Source organism: Acinetobacter sp. ABJ_C4_1 (genome assembly GCF_044538495.1).
GTDB classification, from domain to species: domain Bacteria; phylum Pseudomonadota; class Gammaproteobacteria; order Pseudomonadales; family Moraxellaceae; genus Acinetobacter; species Acinetobacter nosocomialis_A.
On the sequence record NZ_JBIUCQ010000011.1, the window covers coordinates 93,260 to 110,828 of the forward strand.

The following is a 17,569-nucleotide window of genomic DNA, read 5'->3' on the forward strand; positions in this document are numbered from 1 at the left end:
TATTGATTCGATTGATTCTTTTTTCGGGTGCATATTAATGAATGACGATACTAAAAAATGTCCTTTTTCCCAACTTACTACTGATTTTGGGGCTCCAGTTGTAGACAACCAAAATAGTATGACGGCAGGTGCAAGAGGGCCTCTACTTGCTCAAGACCTATGGCTAAACGAGAAATTAGCTAACTTTGTTCGTGAAGTAATTCCAGAACGTCGTATGCATGCAAAAGGTTCAGGTGCATTTGGTACTTTCACTGTTACTCATGATATTACTCAATATACTCGCGCTAAAATCTTTAGCAAAATTGGTAAAAAAACGGAAATGTTTGCCCGATTTACCACAGTAGCTGGTGAGCGTGGAGCAGCAGATGCAGAACGAGATATACGCGGTTTTGCTTTAAAGTTTTATACAGAGGAAGGTAACTGGGACATGGTGGGTAACAATACACCAGTGTTCTTCTTACGTGATCCACGTAAATTTCCAGATTTAAATAAAGCAGTAAAACGTGATCCTAAAACTAACTTACGTAGCGCAACGAATAACTGGGATTTCTGGACTTTATTACCTGAAGCTTTACATCAGGTCACTATTGTCATGTCTGATCGTGGTATTCCTGCTTCTTATCGTCATATGCACGGTTTTAGTAGCCATACTTATAGTTTCATCAATAGTGCAAATGAACGTTTCTGGGTGAAATTTCACTTCCGGACCCAACAGGGAATTAAAAACTTAACAGATGCTGAAGCTGGTGAATTAGTGGGTCATGATCGCGAAAGTCATCAACGTGACTTATTCGATGCGATTGAAAGAAAAGATTTCCCTAAGTGGACTTTGTATGTACAGGTAATGCCTGAGCAAGATGCTGAAAAGGTTCCATATCATCCATTTGATTTAACAAAAGTCTGGCCTCATGGAGATTATCCATTAATTGAGGTTGGTGAGTTCGAGCTGAATCGAAACCCTGAAAATTTCTTCTTAGATGTTGAACAATCTGCTTTTGCACCAAGTAATCTGGTTCCAGGCATTAGCGCTTCACCAGACCGCATGCTGCAAGCCCGTTTATTTAACTATGCTGATGCTCAGCGTTATCGTTTAGGTGTGAACTATCAGCAAATACCTGTAAATGCAGCGCGTTGCCCAGTTCATAGTAATCACCGTGACGGTCAAGGACGCATCGATGCCAATTATGGTGGTCTTCCACATTACGAGCCAAATAGTTTTGGACAATGGCAAGAGCAGCCTCAGTACAAAGAACCACCGTTAAAAATTAATGGGGATGCTGATTTCTGGAACTATCGTGAAGATGACAACGATTATTTCAGTCAACCTCGTGCTTTGTTTGAACTTATGACTCCTGAGCAACAACAGGCTTTATTTGATAATACTGCACGCGCAATGGGCGATGCTCTTGATTTCATTAAATATCGCCACATTCGTAACTGTTACGCATGTCATCCAGCTTATGGCGAAGGTGTGGCTAAGGCGCTTGGTTTGACAGTTGAAAATGCTCAAGCAGCTAGAGAAACTGACCCTGCACGTGGTTTACCAAGTTTTATTTAAATCTTTAAAACAGTACATAAGGCTATGTAAATAATAGCTTTATGTACTTCACTATTTTGTAGCATTGAATGAAAAAATTAATATTTGCACTCAGCCTTGGTATTCAATCATTATTCTTCACAAGTAATGTACAAGCAGGGCTGACCATTCCTGTGGGTCTTACCAAATCAGATTCAATACATACATTTCCAGAAACGCTAAGACGAGATTTTTGGGAGCGATTAGGGATTAAAGCTGAGGCCAAAGGTACTGCTACAGCTATTGATGAACCGAATATTGGTGGAAACCCAACTAAATTTAACTATCCTGTGAGCAGTATTGTGATTGGCTCCAAGATGAAAATTTTACTGGGACGAGCAAAAGGTACGGTGATGGTATATTCACGTATTGCAGAAGATGGAAGTTTGAAGAGTTTAACGCTTTCTAATTTTGCAATTGATTATGTTCATCAATATGTTTTAGCAGATGCAACATATGGTAAAGATAAGAGTAACTTACAATTACCAATTTTTACTTTTAATATTGAAAAACCTTTGAAATTTCATTATCAATTTCCAATTGGTTTTAAAAGCGATGAGAAACTTAATCATTTATATTTAACACCTCAAGCAAAGACCGCTTATAAAGAGGCTTTAGCTTTACCTGAAACAGCCATACCTTTATTAGATTTAGATTTTGGTACATTAACTCAAAATTCATCTTCAAAAATTCGGTTTAACTAACATTTTTTTAAAGAGAATAGAACTTTATTGTTTCCAGATAATATATTTAAAGTAACTAGAGTTTTATATTTTATTAAAAAGAATTTTTATAAATAAACTGAAATATAAAAAATTATTATATATGGCAGAAATAATCGTAGCCCTTTCTTCTCATAATAAGTAGAAAGGGCTCTTTAAAATTATTTTTTAGCTGACGATTTATCAAGTGATGGATATGGAACAGGCATATTTAATGCCAATTGTGCATCTTTCACTACATCAAAACGTAGAACTTTATTAGCTCCTAGTTCATCAAGTAATTTACTCAGCGGTCCACCACTTTTTACAACTTGAACGTTCTTTGGAAAAAGCTTTTGTCCAAATGCCAAAGTATTAGACTCTACTGAAGTGCTGTGCCATTTCCCATCTACCAATTGATACATGGTTTTTGTTTCAATATGAGATTGTGGTTTAACAGTTTTAATTTCTGGCAATGGTGCAGCTACACTTAAATCAGGTTTACCATCAGTATTATAAATATGAGCTTGAACTGATTTATCACCAATTTTCATATCAATAGGTGTTAACCATTTTGGTAATTGGTAACCATACACACCGCGAACACGAGCAATTTCTGTATTTACTGGTAATGCGAGTACATGCCCATAATATTTATGGTTACGCATTGAGCTCAATAATTCTGTGGTATTGAAGTGATGAGCACCAGGTTGGCGTACAACCACAGCAACCGAAACTTCATCATATGGGTCGACATCACCGACTGCATAAGAGAAGAATGTTAATGAAACCAAACCATAGCCTGGGATAGGTTGTAATGGTTCAAGTGGAGCAGGGAGTTTTGCTTTTACTTTAGAAATCGGAGCAAGCATCAAGAGTTGGATATTGCTAGTACGGTAATAAAAATTCGGAGACCATACTTTACCCACTCTAGTATCTACAAGTTTTTTGGGGATGGTACGGAAATAATCAATATTTCCAGCTGCAGGATCTTTTGCAACTTCGTCTAGATTCGGGTTCATACGAAAACGATCGTAATAGCCACCTTTTGGAACATTAACTTTATAAGGCCCAAACTCTACAACAGTTGTTTCCTGTGAAGTGCTTGAGTTTGATGGTTGTTGTACAGAACTTGAGTTAGTCTCAACCGCTTGAGCTGAAAAACTCAATAATAAACTTACGGATAACGCAGTAACTGTTTGAGGGAGATTAAGCTTGTTGAACATTGATATGTTCCTCCTATAGACCATGTATTAATGCTAAGATTAAAGTAAGGTTTAAGGTCAAGCATTTTTATCATTATTTTAAATTTTATTAAAAATAAAATTAGAATATTAAAAAAATAAAATATATGATTTTTTATGCATTAAAAAAGAGAGCCAGAATATAAAATTCTGGTTCTCTTTTTTCAAACTATTTTAATAATTATTTAAGAGTACTTAAGCGTTTAACAACAGCTTCGGCAATTTCTTTACTAGATTGAGGGTTTTGTCCAGTAATGATTCTGTCATCCGATACTACATATGAAGTAAATGGAAGAAAGCCTTGCTTATATTTAGCGCCATGGTTAATTAAGCTATTTTGTAAGGAAAATGGAACTTGAGATTTTATTCCAGATAAAGTTTCTTCTTTATTCGCGAACCCAGTAACAGTTCTACCTGAAATGAGTGGTTTACCATCTTCACCTACCAACGGTAATAAGCCTCCCACACCATGACAAACCGCTGAAACGATACCACCTTGGCGATAAATGCTTTCACTAATATTTTTTAGTTCTTTATTATCTGGGAAGTCCCACATTGTTCCATGTCCACCCGTATAATAAATTGCTTTATAGCGTGTTGGATCGATACTGCTTGGTGCCAAAGTGTGGTTTAAGCGATACATAAACTGACGATCAGCTAAAAGTTTTCGAGCTGATTTATCAACGTAAATAGGCTTCATACTACGTTCATCAAGTGGTACAACTCCACCTTGAGGACTGACAAAATCCATGTCATAGCCAGCAGCTTTAGCGACATCATAAAAATGAGTTAATTCAGTAAGCCATAAGCCAGTTTTATCTGAACGAGTCGGATAGGCTGAATGATTTGTCATGACGACTAAAATTTTACCTTTGCTTTTAGCCGTTTCTTGATTTTGTACTTGATCAGATGCATTTGCATAGCTTACTGTTAAAAAAGCCATAAAAATGGCAATGAACCAACGCTGAAAACTCCAAACTTTAGGCATTGTAGGCTCCTCATGTTTACCTATTGAGCATCCTATGCTTAAAGTAAGGTTTAAGGTCAAGGTTTTTTCAAAAATCGCCGATAAATGGCAAGATGATGAGTTCCAGAATAAGAAATTTCAAATATGAAATAAATTTCATATTTGAAACGATAGCTGATTTTTAAGTTATTGAATTTAAATATAAAAATAATGGCATGTAATTTGCTCCAATCGGATTAGCTACAAGGAGTAAATAATGAATGCGAATCATATACTGCAATTGAGCGGAATATTGCAGCAGAATCTAGGGCTAATCCCTCATGAAATTCAGTTAAAAAAAATGAGTGGCGGAGCTATCCAAGAAAATTGGCTAGTTCAATCTGAAGATTTTGCATTAGTACTGCGTAAAAATGCTGAATCTAGTGTAGAGGCTAGTTCAGATCGGGAGCAGGAATTTTTACTTTTAGATCGGTTATATCACTTTGGCATTAAAGTGCCAGAGCCACTTTATTTCGAGAAGTCACCTAACTTTTTAAACAGTGATTTCTTCATTATGAAAAAAATTGATGGTGTTACAGAAGGCCATAAATTAGTTCGAATTACAGAAGAAGAAAAACGTAAAAAGATTACTCAAGACATTGGTAGGCAACTTGCTTTAATTCATGCCATTCAATCAGATGAAGTATTAGAGAAACTACTTCCTAAGCCAGATAAAGATCAATATTTAGAAAAAAAGCTTACAGTTTTTCTAGAACAACTGGATCACTTAAAAAGACAACGTCCAATCCTTGAGTACGCTATTCAATGGATGTTTAACAATCTTCCAAAAGTCGATGATTTGGTCTTAGTCCATGGTGATTACCGCATTGGTAACATCATGATTAATGGCGATCAAATTTCAGGAATTTTAGATTGGGAATTTACTCAATGGGGCGATCGAAGAGAAGACTTAGGATGGTTTACCTCTAAATGTTGGCGTTTTGGTCAAGATGAAAATATAGCGGGGGGAATCGGTTCATATAAGGACTTTGCGAAAGCTTACGCTGAGATTTCCGATATTTATATCCCTGAATTTGAAATGAAGTTTTGGCATGTGCTGTCTCATGTTCGATGGGCAATTATTGCGATGCAGCAGTCTGACCGAAATAACGAAATGGATACTCCATCACTCGAATTAGCCCTAACGGAATTTTTAGTTCCCCGACTTGAAAAAAATATCTTGGAAATATTGGGAGAAAAAGAATGAGTGAGCAAAAGATAATTGACCTGATTAAAGCCAGCCAAGCCGTCATTAAGAATGAGCTTTTACCGCAATCGGACAGTCAGAAATATAACTTGTTAATGCTCATGAGAAGCTTGGAAATTTTGCAGGCTTATATTTTGCAAAAGGATATTTCTACATTGCATCGTTCAGGCATTGTGCAAGATTATTTTTCTTTCCCAATCAAAGATGTTGATGAGGCAATTCAATTGCTTATTAGCGATATTCGTGAAGGTAAACAATCGGATCAAACATTTGAGATATTAAAAGCTCTTAATTCGGAAGACTTAAAAATTACTGAACCAAAGGCAGCTCAACATGGATAAATATCGACTACGAATTTATTTAGTTCGGCATGGGCACGTTTCATATTTTGATGCAGATAAGAACCCGATTAACCCTAAGTTTGCACAGTTATCCGAACGAGGAATAGAGCAAATACAACAACTGGCTCATCAATTACAAGATGTTAATTTTGAAAAAATTTACTCATCTACCATGCCACGTTCGATTCAGACAGCCGAAATTTTGAAGCGCTATCAAAATGAGCATAAAGAAATTCACTCATTCGATGATATTCGAGAAATAAGAGCAGGACGTTTAAGAGAAATTTCATTGGATCGTGCTGAACTGGAAATTAAAAAGGCCTATCAGTTCCATAAAAATAATCTTGAATTATTTGTACAAGGCGAAAGTTGGTCGCTCTTTATTACTCGTGTACTGACATGGTTCGAAAACATGATTTTAACAGTAGACAAAGACCAAAATATCCTGATTTCTTCACACGATATTGTAAATCGAATACTCATTAATTGGGTATATGGACATGACTTCAAAGATGTCTATTCGCAGGAACAAGATTATGGCTGCTTAAATATTCTTGATCTAACGATTGAAAATCAAAAGGTAATAAGCAAACGAATCAAGCTTCAAAATTTCACGCCGTACAATCTGATTAAAAATGAGCTATTTAATAGCGCTATGGATGATGTGTATGAAACTTATATCGCGACTCAAGGCTTTAAATTAAAGGAACTCAGCTTATGATTACACTATCTAATGAATTATTAGAACTACAACAGAAAGTTAGAGAATTTATTCAACAAGAGGTGATTCCATTAGAAAGTGATCCTCGTCAAGATAGCCACGGGCCTAGCGAAGCTTTACGCCAAGAGTTAGTGAGTCGCGCGCGTCGTTGGGGGTTGCTAACTCCCCATGCAAGTCAAGAAATGGGAGGGCTTGGATGGTCGCATCTTCAAAAGGCTGTGGCTTTCGAAGAAGCAGGATATTCTGCTTTAGGTCCAATCGCTTTAAATATTCATGCACCAGATGAAGGAAATATTCATCTTTTAGATGCTGTCGCAAACGATGCACAAAAAGAAAGATGGCTAAAAAAATTGGTAGCTGGAGAAATTAGATCGTGCTTTGCCATGACGGAACCGGCACCGGGTGCTGGCTCAGATCCATCCATGCTTCAAACAACAGCAATTGAAGATGGCGATGACTATATTATTAATGGCCGTAAATGGTTAATTACAGGAGCCGATGGAGCTAGCGTTGCGATTATTATGGCAAAAATGGAAGATGGTTCCGCTTCAATGTTTCTAACAGACACCAATGTTGAAGGCTTTATATTAGAAAAAAATATGAATGCTATGGACTCATGCTTTTCAGGTGGCCACGGCATTTTACGCTTTGAGAATTTACGTATACCTAAAGAAAATGTGTTGGGTGAAATTGGTAAAGGCTTTAAATATGCTCAAGTTCGCCTTGCACCAGCACGTTTAACACATTGTATGAGATGGTTGGGGCAAGCAAGGAGAGCACATGATATTGCTACTCAATATGCGCGAGAACGCCAATCTTTTGGCAAGAGATTAGGAGACCATCAAGGCGTTGGTTTTATGCTTGCCGACAATGAAATGGATATTTTAACAACTCGATTAGCCGTTCACTATTGTGCACAGGTTTTAGATTTAGGTGAGAAAGGAAATTATGAGTCGAGCCTAGTTAAAGTGATCAGCTCTGAAGGTATCTGGCGTGTGGTGGACCGATCAGTTCAGATTTTAGGTGGACAGGTCATGACGGATGAATCAGTGGTTTGCAAGATTTTTAAAGATGCACGTGGTTTTAGAATTTATGATGGCGCGAATGAAGTTCACCGCATGAGCATAGCCAAAAAACTATTAGGGAAGCAGTTGTAATAGTAGGGATAAGAGAATGAATATTTTTGATGTAAAAGATAAATATATTTTAATTACGGGTGCTTCAAGTGGTTTGGGGCATCACATAGCTGAATTATTTGCAAAAGAAGGTGCGAATATTGTTATTTGTGCCAGACGGTTAGAGCGATTGAAAGAATTAGAATCGCATATAAAAAATGAATTTGGAGTGAAAGTTTATACCTTTGCGTTAGATGTAAATGATCGTTCCGCTGTGAAAGATATGCTTAGTTCTTTAGAAGCAGAAGGAGTCACAGTAGATGTGCTAATTAATAATGCTGGGGTGAGTGATACCAAGCGTTTCTTAGACTATAACGATGAAGATTGGGATAAGATTGTAGATACTAACCTTAAAGCCCCTTGGCAATGTGCACAAGAAGTTGTGCAGCATATGATTAAAGCTGAACGTAAAGGGTCTATTATCAACATTACATCAATTCTGTCTCAGTCTACCAACCTAGGCGTTAGCCCATACTGTGCATCGAAGGCTGGCTTACGTCATTTAACAGAAGTTATGGCAGTAGAGTTGGCTAGATTTGGTATAAATGTAAATGCCATCGCGCCAGGCTATATGATTACTGAAATTAATGAAGAATATTTAACTGGCGAATCTGGACAACAGCTTTTAAAGAAAATTCCAACAAGGAAGTTTGTAGAATTTGATGACTTAAATGGACCTTTACTTTTACTTGCTTCGCAAGCAGGTCAAGGCATAACAGGTATCGAAATTAAAGTCGATGGCGGTCATAGCGCTGCGCCTATATAAAACGTTTTTTAATGGAGTAAAAAATGCTTAATCGAAAACCAATTAATATTTTGGTCACCTATATTAAAAAACCTAATATTAATGGTTTTCGATCTTTGGTTGAGCAGGCGATTAGTGAAGTAGAGTCGAACGAAATCGATTTGGTGGAATGCCATATTTCTGATGTGCAAGATGTTGCTCAAAGCTTGGTAGAAAATGGTTGTCAGATTCTCCTATGTACGGGAGCGACCGCGAGTTTTCTACAAAAAAAATTAAATATTGATATTCAGGTCATTCGAACTGGTACTTTTGACGTTATTCAAGCCATATCAAACTTAAAACAATATAAGCGAATTGCTTTGGTGGGTAATACATCCACAGTCGATCTTGAGAACTACTCAGATATTTTTGCTTTAGATATACAACAGTTTAACTATGACTCATATTTAGATGCTAAAAAAACAATTCATTTAATTAAAAATCAAGGTTTTGATGCCATTATTGGTTCACCTGTTGCAGTAGAGTTAGCTCTGAATGAAAACCTAGTCGGGCATTTGGCGATTAGTGTGCCGTCTTTAAAAGACCTGCTGCAAAATGCCTTACGTACCCTTGAAAAGATTCGCAGAGAACAATATTCAACCTTACGTTTGACTGAGATTTTTAATCACTTAAATGAAGGTATTTGTTTTATCACTAAGCAAAAAAAGATTTCTTTAATAAATAACTCAATGAGTTCGTTACTTGAAAAAGACTCTTCAGACGTTTTAAACAAATCAGCATTAGAAATTTTTGAAGGTTTAAACTTTGATATAGACCAAGAAAACAGTCATCAACTCGTCCAATTTAAAAATTTAAAACTGGCTGTATATATTTCCAAACTAAAAAATGACTATATAGATGGCTATATCTTAAGAGTGCAGGAACTAAATGCATTAGAGCAGTCTAATAGTCAGTTTAGAAAGGTTTCATCAAAGAACTTTAATACAAGATATACCTTTGATCAGATCTTGACACAAAGCGCTAATTTTCAACAAATCATCAAGTTATCCAAAGCATATGCAAAAACCGATAGTACCATTCTCATTACTGGTGAAAGTGGTACAGGTAAAGAAGTTTTAGCACAAAGTATTCATAATCATAGCAGTCGTTATAAAGCACCATTTGTTGCAATCAACTGTGCATCTTTTCCAGAAAGCTTGTTAGAAAGCGAATTATTTGGTTATGAAGAAGGTGCCTTTACTGGAGCGAAAAAAAATGGGCGTATTGGTCTCATTGAAGCGGCACATACGGGTACGCTTTTTTTAGATGAAATTGGAGATATGCCATTACATCTACAAACTAGATTTTTACGGGTCTTACAAGAAAGACAAATTAACCGCTTGGGCTCAGTGGTAAGTCATCATTTAGATATACGTGTGATTGCTGCAACTCATGCGGACTTAGAAGAATTAGTACGAAATGGAAGCTTTCGGGCAGATCTCTACTATCGTTTAAATATTTTAAGAGTGTATACGCCGTCTTTAAAAGAACGAAAAGAAGATATCTTGTATTTAGCAAATTCCTTTCTAGAGAAATATAGAAAATCATTGGATGATTTGCCAAATATTTTACAGAAGGCTTTTTTACACTATTCTTGGCCGGGCAATATCCGCGAACTTGAAAATATTGTGGAAAGAATCAATGTGCTGTTACAGCTTGATCATGAAATTTTAACTCCAGAGTTTTTAAAGCAACAGTTACCCGAGCTATTTCAATCTCAAAATCACCACACGGCGCAACCTTTATTAAAAGAAGTAAAAGTTAATCAAGAGTTGAGTTTGATTGAACAGACACTTGCAGAAGTAGATGGTGATTTAGACCTTGCTGCGCAAAAACTCGGGATTAGTCGAACCACTTTATGGCGTAGAATGAAACTCATAAATCACTAATTTCAAAATTGAAATTTTTTCAAAAAAGAAAAATAATAAAATCAAGTAAGTTATTGAAAATAATAATAAAATAATCTGGCATCATAGTTGCATTGACTCATATAAGCATCTGAATCAGTTGCTAAATTGTGTGAGGAAATAAGAATGACGAATGGATTAATGATGCATTGTAATTTAAACATTACTTCAATAATGCAGCATGCTTTGACAGTTTACGCAGATCAAGAAATTGTGACTTTGAAAGCAGATGGGATAACTAAACACCGATATACATATAAAGATGCTTTCGAACGTGTTTCTCAGTTTGCCAATGTATTAGACCGATTAAATATAAGTTCTGATGCTAAAGTCGGAACGATGGCATGGAACTCGTATCAGCATTTTGAATTGCACTATGCCATTCCATGTACGGGAAGAATTTACCATACAATTAACCCTAAATTGGCAGCTGAACAGCTCATTCAAATTATCAATTCTGCTCAAGATGAAGTGCTCATTATTGAGCCAGATTGTTTGGCATTAGTTGATTCTATTTATGACAATATAAAGCCAGTCATAAAGCATTTTATTGTGCTCGGTGACCCCAATAAAAATTTAAAAGCACAATTCGATTTTGTCTTTTATGAAGAACTCATTGCTCCAGAGCAGTCTTATTATGATTGGCCAGATATCCCTGAAGAGAGTGCAAGTGGTCTTTGCTATACATCGGGGACAACAGGTGATCCTAAAGGTGTTCTTTACTCACATCGTAGTACCGTATTGCATGCATTAATACTCGCTATGCCAAATGCGATTGGCTTAACGCATGATAGCTGCATTATGCCTTTGGTTCCGCTTTATCATATTAGTGCATGGGGAATGCCATTTAATGCGGTTTTATCGGGGGCAAAAATCGTTTGGCCTCATTCATTTGCGGGTCAAACCGAGAAAATTTTTAATTTGATCCAATCAGAACACGTCGATATTTCTATGGCTGTTCCGACCATCTGGAATGCTTTTAAAAATTATCTTGAAGACCACCATATTTCGTCAGTCAGTTTAAAACGGGCAATATCTGGTGGTTCAGCTGCACCATATTCGCTGATTGAGTCTTTGAGCCATTATGGGGTTTCTGTTGAAAATGCTTGGGGAATGACTGAAACCAGTTCAATGGCAGTCTGTAATCGAGTAGATCAAATCAAAAATAATGTCGAAACCCAATCGATTAAATGCGGTAAACCTATCTTCGGTATTCAAATGAGATTGCGTGATGAGAATCATCAATTACTTCCTCATGATGGTGTGCATGAAGGCATTTTAGAAGTACGTGGTCATACAATTGCTAAACAATATATCAATCAACCAAAAGCAGGAGAAGAAGAGGGCAAATGGTTCGATACGGGAGATATCGCCTGCATAGATGAATATGGATATATGCATATTACGGACCGTGCCAAAGATATGATTAAGTCGGGAGGAGAGTGGGTCAGCAGTGTTGAAGTTGAAAATGCAGCGATGGGATATGAAAAAGTTGCAGAAGCTGCTGTTATTGCTGCCAATCATCCTAAATGGGGAGAACGCCCACTTTTAATATTGGTGCCAAAGTCTCCACAAGAAAAAATTGAACATTCAGAAATTGTCATTTTTCTATCATCCAAATTACATAAATGGGCCATTCCGTCAGCAACCATATTGGTTGAAGAAATACCGCATACGCCCACTGGAAAAATCAGTAAAAAAATATTGAGAGAACGTTATCACGACTATTTCACCAATAGTGCTTTTGCTGAATGTAAATAATGATCAACATAAAAAAGGATTTTTTATATGAACAACCCTCAGGAAGCAAATATCGTTTTAGATGCGAAATTTAAAAAGATGGTAAAGCAGAGAAATCGATTCGCCGTTTTTCTAAGTTTAATTGTACTCAGCATTTACTTTATTTTTATAGGAACCGCCACCTTTCGCCCTGAATTGCTTGCAATGCCACTAGAGGCAAGCAAAATCACAATTGGTTTACCGATTGCTGCAATAGTCATTGTATCGAGCTGGGTCATAACGGGCTTATATATATTTATTACAAATCAATATTTTGACAGACAAAAAGAAAAACTAAGAAAGGAATATCGTTATGAATAAATATTTTGCTTTTACTATTTTGACCTTATTTAGCTCCGGTGCTTGGGCTTCACAAAGCGAGCCAAGGAATTGGACCGCTATTATCATGTTTGCATGTGTAGTTGGTATTTCACTACTTATTACTTTTAAAGCTGCAAAGAAAACAGTATCGAAAGAAGATTTTTATACAGCGGGTAATGCTATTTCAGCTAAGCAAAATGGTTTGGCGATTGCGGGAGACTATATGTCTGCCTCAACCTTACTCGGTATTTCCAGTATGGTTTTCTTCAAAGGTTATGATGGTTTTATCTATGTGACGGGCTTCTTTGTTTGCTGGCCGATTTTAACTTTCTTAATGGCTGAAAGACTGAGAAACCTTGGTAAATATACTTTTGCAGATATTGTTTCGTACCGATTAGATCCGCAGCGCACCCGTATTTTGGCAACGTGTGGTTCACTTATTGTTGTATGTTGCTACTTAATTTTGCAAATGGTGGGTGCTGGTCAGCTCATTAAATTGTTGTTTGGTCTAGATTATAAAATTGCCGTTATGCTAGTCGGTTGTCTAATGCTGGTATATGTCATTTTTGGAGGAATGCTTGCAACCACATGGATACAAATAGTTAAAGCTATTCTTTTGCTCTTTGGTGGAACAGTTCTAGTATTTCTGGCATTTAAAGCATTTGGTTTTAGTTTAAATAATATGGCTGAGGCCGCCGTAAATGCACATAAATTAGGACAAAAGGTGTTAGAACCGGGTCCAATGCTATCCAACCCGATTAATACACTCTCTATGTCTATTGGATTGATCTTTGGTTTAGCAGGTTTGCCACATATTCTGATGCGCTTTTTTACAGTTCCAAATGCTGCTGAAGCACGCCGTTCAGTCTTTTATGCTTCTGGTTATATTGGTTACTTCTTTCTTGTGGTTTGTATTTTAGGTTTAGCTTCCATCGCCATAGTAGGTACTAATCCTCAATATTTTGTAGATGGGCAACTCGGTGGAGATTTAATTGGCGGCAGTAACATGGTTGCTATGCACCTAGCAAAAGCTCTTGGTGGAAATTTGTTGCTCGGTTTCTTATCTGCTGTAGCATTTGCAACGATTTTAGCCGTAGTGGCTGGCTTGGCACTTGCTGGAGCTTCAGCAATTTCCCATGATTTATTTCAAAAAGTCATTAAGAAAGGTAAGGCAACAGAAAAGCAGGAAATGGTTGTATCTCGACTTTCTGTGGTGATTCTAGGTGTGATTGCCATAGCATGTGGAATCTTATTTGAAAAAATGAACATTGCTTTTTTGATGGGGCTTACATTTGGTATTGCTGCTTCCGCTAACTTTCCTGTACTTATTCTTTCTATGTACTGGAAAGATTTAACCACCCGCGGTGCCATATTTGGTGGGTTTGTCGGAATCATTTCGGCAATTACCTTTGTGGTTTTATCACCAACTGTTTGGGTTGGCGTATTAGGCCATGAAAAAGCAATATTCCCATTTGATAATCCAGCTTTGTTTTCTATGCCACTCGCATTTTTGGTGAGTATCGTTGTTTCTTTGACTGATAAAAGTAAAAGAGCCGAGTTAGACAGACAAGGCTTTGAATTACAGGTGGTACGTTCCGAGCTTGGTGCTCAACAAGGTTCGTTTGAAAAAATGCCTTTGCATTAAGTTTGTTCAAGAACCCAAAAGTAAGAAAGCATGATTAAAAAATCATGCTTTCTTTATTAAACTTACATTATTAGTACTGCCTTAAAGCATTATTTCAAATGCTTTTGAAGTTCAGATCCAGCTTGTGATAATGCAGTTTTGACAGATGGTTCGTTGCTTAACGGATTTAACAGGCCATAGTCATGAATCAAACCGTTATAACGAGTTACAGTCACTGGTACACCCGCTTTATCTAAGTTACGGCCAAAAGCTTCACCTTCATCACGCAATACATCTAATTCAGCTGTTTGAATTAATGTTGGTGGGAAGTCTTTTAACTGTTCGCTTGTAGCACGAAGTGGTGATGCCAAAATATTGTTGCGATCATTGGCATTGGTTGTGTAGTTGTCCCAGAACCATTTCATCATGTTCTTAGTTAGGAAGTATCCTTTTTCATACTGATTGTAAGACGCATCGTCAAAACCAGCATTGGTAACAGGCCACAACATTACGTTGTAACGTACTTTTGGACCACCAGATTGTTTAATCTGAAGGGCAACAGCAGCAACCATGTTACCACCAACGCTATTACCTACTAAAGCTAAACGGCTACCATCAACACCAATTTCTTTACCATGTTTAGCGACCCATTTGGTTGCTTCATATGACTGATTAATTGCTACAGGGAAGTGAGCTTCTGGAGAAGGCGTATAGTTAACGTATACAGCCGCTGCACCAGACTCGCGAACTAAATCACGAATTAAGCGTTCATGAGTAGCAAAGTCGCCTAACACCCAACCGCCACCATGGAAGAACATAAATACAGGAAGAACGCCTTTAGCATTTTCTGGTTTAACAATTTTTAGTTGAATGCTTTGACCATTTATTTGAATTGTTTTCTCTGAAACTTGTGCTGGCGGAAGTTTTGCTCCTTTTTGTGCGCCGATTAAAACTTGACGAGCTTCGTTTGGAGTCATCAATTCCATTGGTTTACCGTTACCCGAATTGAGTACGTCTAGGAATGCTTGTACACCCGCAGTCGGAGCAGGAGTATTAATAGCTTCAGCTGAAACAGCTGTAGTGAAAAGAGCAGATGTTAATAAAGCTGTTGCGATTTTCATGGTGAAAACTCACTTTAAGTTAGAAATTTTAAATACAACTTTGAACCAAGGCTTTGTGTCCAATATGAAGTTGGTTCTATTGAAAGCTCAGTTCAATATTTATCTTGCATATATAATACTTGCACACAAGATACTTATGATCAAGAATTATTTATAATAATTTTTAGATAATTTTAATTTTTGGTTTAAATATGAAAGAAAACAAGATATTAGGTGATCAACTCTGTTTTTCGCTTTATTCAGTGGCGAATGCACTTACGCGTCAGTATCGTCCATTACTTAAAGATTTCGATTTAACTTACCCTCAGTTCATCGTTCTTTTAGCTTTGTACGAAGAAGATGACATTTCTCTAAAAGAACTCGGTGAAAAGACTTTATTTGACTCAGGCACCTTAACGCCGTTGGTTCAAAAACTTGAAGCAAAAGAGTTTTTGAAGAGGGTATCAATCAAAGAAGATGAGCGGGTAAAAAAAGTAATATTGACGGACAAAGCTTTAGAGATAAAAGAAAAAGTGATTGATCTACCCAATCAGTTGCGATGTTCAATGCATATGAATGATGAGGAGCTGACTATGCTGAGAAAGCTTTCTTTGAAATTATTGGAAGATTTATAAAGTTTTCTTTAACTGAAAATAATTTTTATCTGCAAATAATTTGAAGCTTTAAACTTTAAAAAAAAGAGGCATTTTAAGGCCTCTTTTCTATATAAAAAACAATAAATTCAATTGATTAAATATAGAAGTAATAAAAGGTATTGACATTAAAGTTGGCTTTAACCTTAAAGTAAAACCATACTGAATGAGGTCATTCCAATGAAAGTGTTCGAAAAATTAGTATTCCCAAATGGCTCATATGTTCCGAACCGTATTGCTAAAGCAGCAATGGAAGAAAACATGGCTGATTTAAACCATGCACCATCAGAAGAATTAATGCGTTTATATCAAGCTTGGGCAAATGGTGGCGTAGGTCTAATCATTACCGGAAATGTGATGGTAGATCGCCGAGCGATGACCGGACCGGGCGGCGTAGTGCTTGAAGATGAAAAGCATCTGGATACTTTTAAAAAATGGGCACAAATTGGTCGCTCAAAAGGTGCTCAGATTTGGCTTCAAATTAACCATCCGGGGCGTCAAATGCAGTCAAATTTAGGGCAACAAACATGGGCGCCTTCTGCTGTTGCTTTAGATTTAGGAAAAATGTCAAATCGTTTTAATACGCCAATTGAAATGACTGAATCTATGATTGCAGAAGTGATTCAGCGTTTTGCAAACACAGCACGTTTAGGTGAAAAAGCAGGGTTTACCGGTGTAGAAATTCATGCAGCGCATGGTTATTTATTAAGTCAGTTTCTTTCTCCACTGAGCAATAAACGCCAAGATCAATGGGGTGGTTCTTTAGAAAACCGTGCTCGTATTTTAATTGAGATTGTGGAAGCAGTTCGTAAAGTGGTTTCACCTCAGTTTACTGTGGCAGTAAAACTAAATTCAGCCGACTTCCAACGTGGTGGGTTTAGCGCTGAAGATGCTCAACAAGTGGTTAAAATGTTAAATGAGCATGCAGTCGATTTGGTTGAACTTTCAGGCGGTAGCTATGAAGCGCCAGCCATGCAAGGTCAAGCACGTGATGGTCGCACACTTGCTCGCGAAGCTTACTTTTTAGAATTTGCACAAGAAATTCGTAAAGTAGCCAAAATGCCTGTTATGGTGACAGGTGGTATACGCCGTAGACAAGTGGCAGAAAAAGTAATTGAAAGCGGTGTAGATATGGTTGGTATTGCCACAGCTTTAGCAATTGAACCTAATTTGCCAAATGCTTGGAAACAAGGGCACAATGTTACACCAGAGTTAAAACCAATTACTTGGAAAAACAAAACACTTGCTTCACTTGCCAATATGGCTGTAGTGAAATTCCAGTTACGTAATTTAAGCGCTGGTAAAAAAACAAAACCAAATGTTTCACCAGCTTGGGCTTTAATTTTGCAACAATCAGCGATGTCATGCCGTACCCGCCAATACAAGAAAGGCATGCGTGACTATACATTTGCGTCTTCATAAGTGAGTTG

At 37.0% G+C, this 17,569-nt stretch carries 16 protein-coding genes; 13 read left to right on the forward strand and 3 right to left on the reverse strand.

From position 1 onward, the window contains the following. The first annotated feature begins 37 nt into the window (after positions 1–37). Both ACIF8R_RS13595 and ACIF8R_RS13600 read left to right on the forward strand, forming a co-directional pair. Positions 38–1,558 carry a catalase gene (locus ACIF8R_RS13595; protein ID WP_396481314.1) on the forward strand — a complete coding sequence of 507 codons (1,521 nt, stop codon included), beginning with the start codon at positions 38–40 and terminating at the stop codon, positions 1,556–1,558. A gap of 68 nt (positions 1,559–1,626) precedes the next feature. After that, positions 1,627–2,280 carry a hypothetical protein gene (locus ACIF8R_RS13600; protein WP_396481316.1) on the forward strand — a complete coding sequence of 218 codons (654 nt, stop codon included), beginning with the start codon at positions 1,627–1,629 and terminating at the stop codon, positions 2,278–2,280. Between the two features lie 179 nt (positions 2,281–2,459). Here the strand turns inward: ACIF8R_RS13600 and ACIF8R_RS13605 are convergent, their stop codons facing one another. Together ACIF8R_RS13605 and ACIF8R_RS13610 are read right to left on the reverse strand one after the other, a co-directional pair. Next, complete coding sequence (locus tag ACIF8R_RS13605; RefSeq protein WP_396481318.1) at positions 2,460–3,503, reverse strand: acetoacetate decarboxylase; 1,044 nt, start codon at positions 3,501–3,503, stop codon at positions 2,460–2,462. Positions 3,504–3,702: 199 nt separating this feature from the next. Then, positions 3,703–4,509, reverse strand: a complete 807-nt coding sequence (locus ACIF8R_RS13610; protein WP_396481320.1) for a type 1 glutamine amidotransferase domain-containing protein — start codon at positions 4,507–4,509, stop codon at positions 3,703–3,705. A gap of 235 nt (positions 4,510–4,744) precedes the next feature. Here ACIF8R_RS13610 and ACIF8R_RS13615 point away from each other — a divergent pair, with 235 nt between their 5' ends. From ACIF8R_RS13615 to actP, 9 genes are all read left to right on the forward strand, one after another. Next, positions 4,745–5,734, forward strand: coding sequence for a phosphotransferase family protein (locus tag ACIF8R_RS13615; RefSeq protein ID WP_000993273.1), 990 nt, complete (start codon positions 4,745–4,747; stop codon positions 5,732–5,734). After that, complete coding sequence (locus ACIF8R_RS13620) at positions 5,731–6,075, forward strand: hypothetical protein (RefSeq protein ID WP_396481322.1); 345 nt, start codon at positions 5,731–5,733, stop codon at positions 6,073–6,075. Before ACIF8R_RS13615 ends, ACIF8R_RS13620 begins: the two co-directional genes overlap by 4 nt. Then, complete coding sequence (locus tag ACIF8R_RS13625) at positions 6,068–6,796, forward strand: histidine phosphatase family protein (RefSeq protein WP_396481324.1); 729 nt, start codon at positions 6,068–6,070, stop codon at positions 6,794–6,796. The genes ACIF8R_RS13620 and ACIF8R_RS13625 overlap by 8 nt, the downstream gene beginning before the upstream one ends. Further along, entirely contained in the window at positions 6,793–7,953 is a 1,161-nt protein-coding gene (locus tag ACIF8R_RS13630; RefSeq protein WP_396481326.1) for an acyl-CoA dehydrogenase family protein, read from the forward strand. The genes ACIF8R_RS13625 and ACIF8R_RS13630 overlap by 4 nt, the downstream gene beginning before the upstream one ends. Positions 7,954–7,969: 16 nt before the next feature. Further along, positions 7,970–8,737, forward strand: a complete 768-nt coding sequence (locus ACIF8R_RS13635; RefSeq protein ID WP_396481328.1) for an SDR family NAD(P)-dependent oxidoreductase — start codon at positions 7,970–7,972, stop codon at positions 8,735–8,737. Positions 8,738–8,760: 23 nt separating this feature from the next. After that, positions 8,761–10,644, forward strand: coding sequence for a sigma 54-interacting transcriptional regulator (locus ACIF8R_RS13640; RefSeq protein WP_396481330.1), 1,884 nt, complete (start codon positions 8,761–8,763; stop codon positions 10,642–10,644). Between the two features lie 144 nt (positions 10,645–10,788). Then, complete coding sequence (locus tag ACIF8R_RS13645; RefSeq protein WP_396481332.1) at positions 10,789–12,423, forward strand: long-chain-fatty-acid--CoA ligase; 1,635 nt, start codon at positions 10,789–10,791, stop codon at positions 12,421–12,423. A gap of 27 nt (positions 12,424–12,450) precedes the next feature. Then, positions 12,451–12,762 carry a DUF485 domain-containing protein gene (locus tag ACIF8R_RS13650; RefSeq protein ID WP_396481334.1) on the forward strand — a complete coding sequence of 104 codons (312 nt, stop codon included), beginning with the start codon at positions 12,451–12,453 and terminating at the stop codon, positions 12,760–12,762. Continuing rightward, entirely contained in the window at positions 12,755–14,407 is a 1,653-nt protein-coding gene (gene actP, locus ACIF8R_RS13655; protein WP_396481336.1) for a cation/acetate symporter ActP, read from the forward strand. Before ACIF8R_RS13650 ends, actP begins: the two co-directional genes overlap by 8 nt. Before the next feature lie 89 nt (positions 14,408–14,496). Here the strand turns inward: actP and ACIF8R_RS13660 are convergent, their stop codons facing one another. Continuing rightward, the gene (locus tag ACIF8R_RS13660) at positions 14,497–15,507 is read right to left on the reverse strand and encodes an alpha/beta hydrolase (RefSeq protein WP_005131685.1); all 1,011 of its coding nucleotides are present in this window, start codon (positions 15,505–15,507) and stop codon (positions 14,497–14,499) included. 191 nt (positions 15,508–15,698) lie between these two features. Between ACIF8R_RS13660 and ACIF8R_RS13665 the strand changes: the two genes are divergently transcribed. Both ACIF8R_RS13665 and ACIF8R_RS13670 read left to right on the forward strand, forming a co-directional pair. Further along, positions 15,699–16,121 (forward strand): MarR family winged helix-turn-helix transcriptional regulator, encoded by a 423-nt coding sequence (locus tag ACIF8R_RS13665; RefSeq protein WP_024437916.1) that lies wholly within the window; start codon positions 15,699–15,701, stop codon positions 16,119–16,121. Between the two features lie 198 nt (positions 16,122–16,319). Continuing rightward, positions 16,320–17,561 carry an NADH:flavin oxidoreductase/NADH oxidase family protein gene (locus ACIF8R_RS13670; protein ID WP_396481339.1) on the forward strand — a complete coding sequence of 414 codons (1,242 nt, stop codon included), beginning with the start codon at positions 16,320–16,322 and terminating at the stop codon, positions 17,559–17,561. Positions 17,562–17,569 lie beyond the last annotated feature (8 nt).

What these genes read in the sequence shown, in the direction of transcription:
- ACIF8R_RS13595 (WP_396481314.1), top strand. Translation starts at nt 38, where the DNA reads ATGAATGACGATACTAAAAAATGTCCTTTTTCCCAACTTACTACTGAT.
- ACIF8R_RS13600 (WP_396481316.1), top strand. Translation starts at nt 1,627, where the DNA reads ATGAAAAAATTAATATTTGCACTCAGCCTTGGTATTCAATCATTATTC.
- ACIF8R_RS13605 (WP_396481318.1), bottom strand. Translation starts at nt 3,503, where the DNA reads ATGTTCAACAAGCTTAATCTCCCTCAAACAGTTACTGCGTTATCCGTA.
- ACIF8R_RS13610 (WP_396481320.1), bottom strand. Translation starts at nt 4,509, where the DNA reads ATGCCTAAAGTTTGGAGTTTTCAGCGTTGGTTCATTGCCATTTTTATG.
- ACIF8R_RS13615 (WP_000993273.1), top strand. Translation starts at nt 4,745, where the DNA reads ATGAATGCGAATCATATACTGCAATTGAGCGGAATATTGCAGCAGAAT.
- ACIF8R_RS13620 (WP_396481322.1), top strand. Translation starts at nt 5,731, where the DNA reads ATGAGTGAGCAAAAGATAATTGACCTGATTAAAGCCAGCCAAGCCGTC.
- ACIF8R_RS13625 (WP_396481324.1), top strand. Translation starts at nt 6,068, where the DNA reads ATGGATAAATATCGACTACGAATTTATTTAGTTCGGCATGGGCACGTT.
- ACIF8R_RS13630 (WP_396481326.1), top strand. Translation starts at nt 6,793, where the DNA reads ATGATTACACTATCTAATGAATTATTAGAACTACAACAGAAAGTTAGA.
- ACIF8R_RS13635 (WP_396481328.1), top strand. Translation starts at nt 7,970, where the DNA reads ATGAATATTTTTGATGTAAAAGATAAATATATTTTAATTACGGGTGCT.
- ACIF8R_RS13640 (WP_396481330.1), top strand. Translation starts at nt 8,761, where the DNA reads ATGCTTAATCGAAAACCAATTAATATTTTGGTCACCTATATTAAAAAA.
- ACIF8R_RS13645 (WP_396481332.1), top strand. Translation starts at nt 10,789, where the DNA reads ATGACGAATGGATTAATGATGCATTGTAATTTAAACATTACTTCAATA.
- ACIF8R_RS13650 (WP_396481334.1), top strand. Translation starts at nt 12,451, where the DNA reads ATGAACAACCCTCAGGAAGCAAATATCGTTTTAGATGCGAAATTTAAA.
- actP (WP_396481336.1), top strand. Translation starts at nt 12,755, where the DNA reads ATGAATAAATATTTTGCTTTTACTATTTTGACCTTATTTAGCTCCGGT.
- ACIF8R_RS13660 (WP_005131685.1), bottom strand. Translation starts at nt 15,507, where the DNA reads ATGAAAATCGCAACAGCTTTATTAACATCTGCTCTTTTCACTACAGCT.
- ACIF8R_RS13665 (WP_024437916.1), top strand. Translation starts at nt 15,699, where the DNA reads ATGAAAGAAAACAAGATATTAGGTGATCAACTCTGTTTTTCGCTTTAT.
- ACIF8R_RS13670 (WP_396481339.1), top strand. Translation starts at nt 16,320, where the DNA reads ATGAAAGTGTTCGAAAAATTAGTATTCCCAAATGGCTCATATGTTCCG.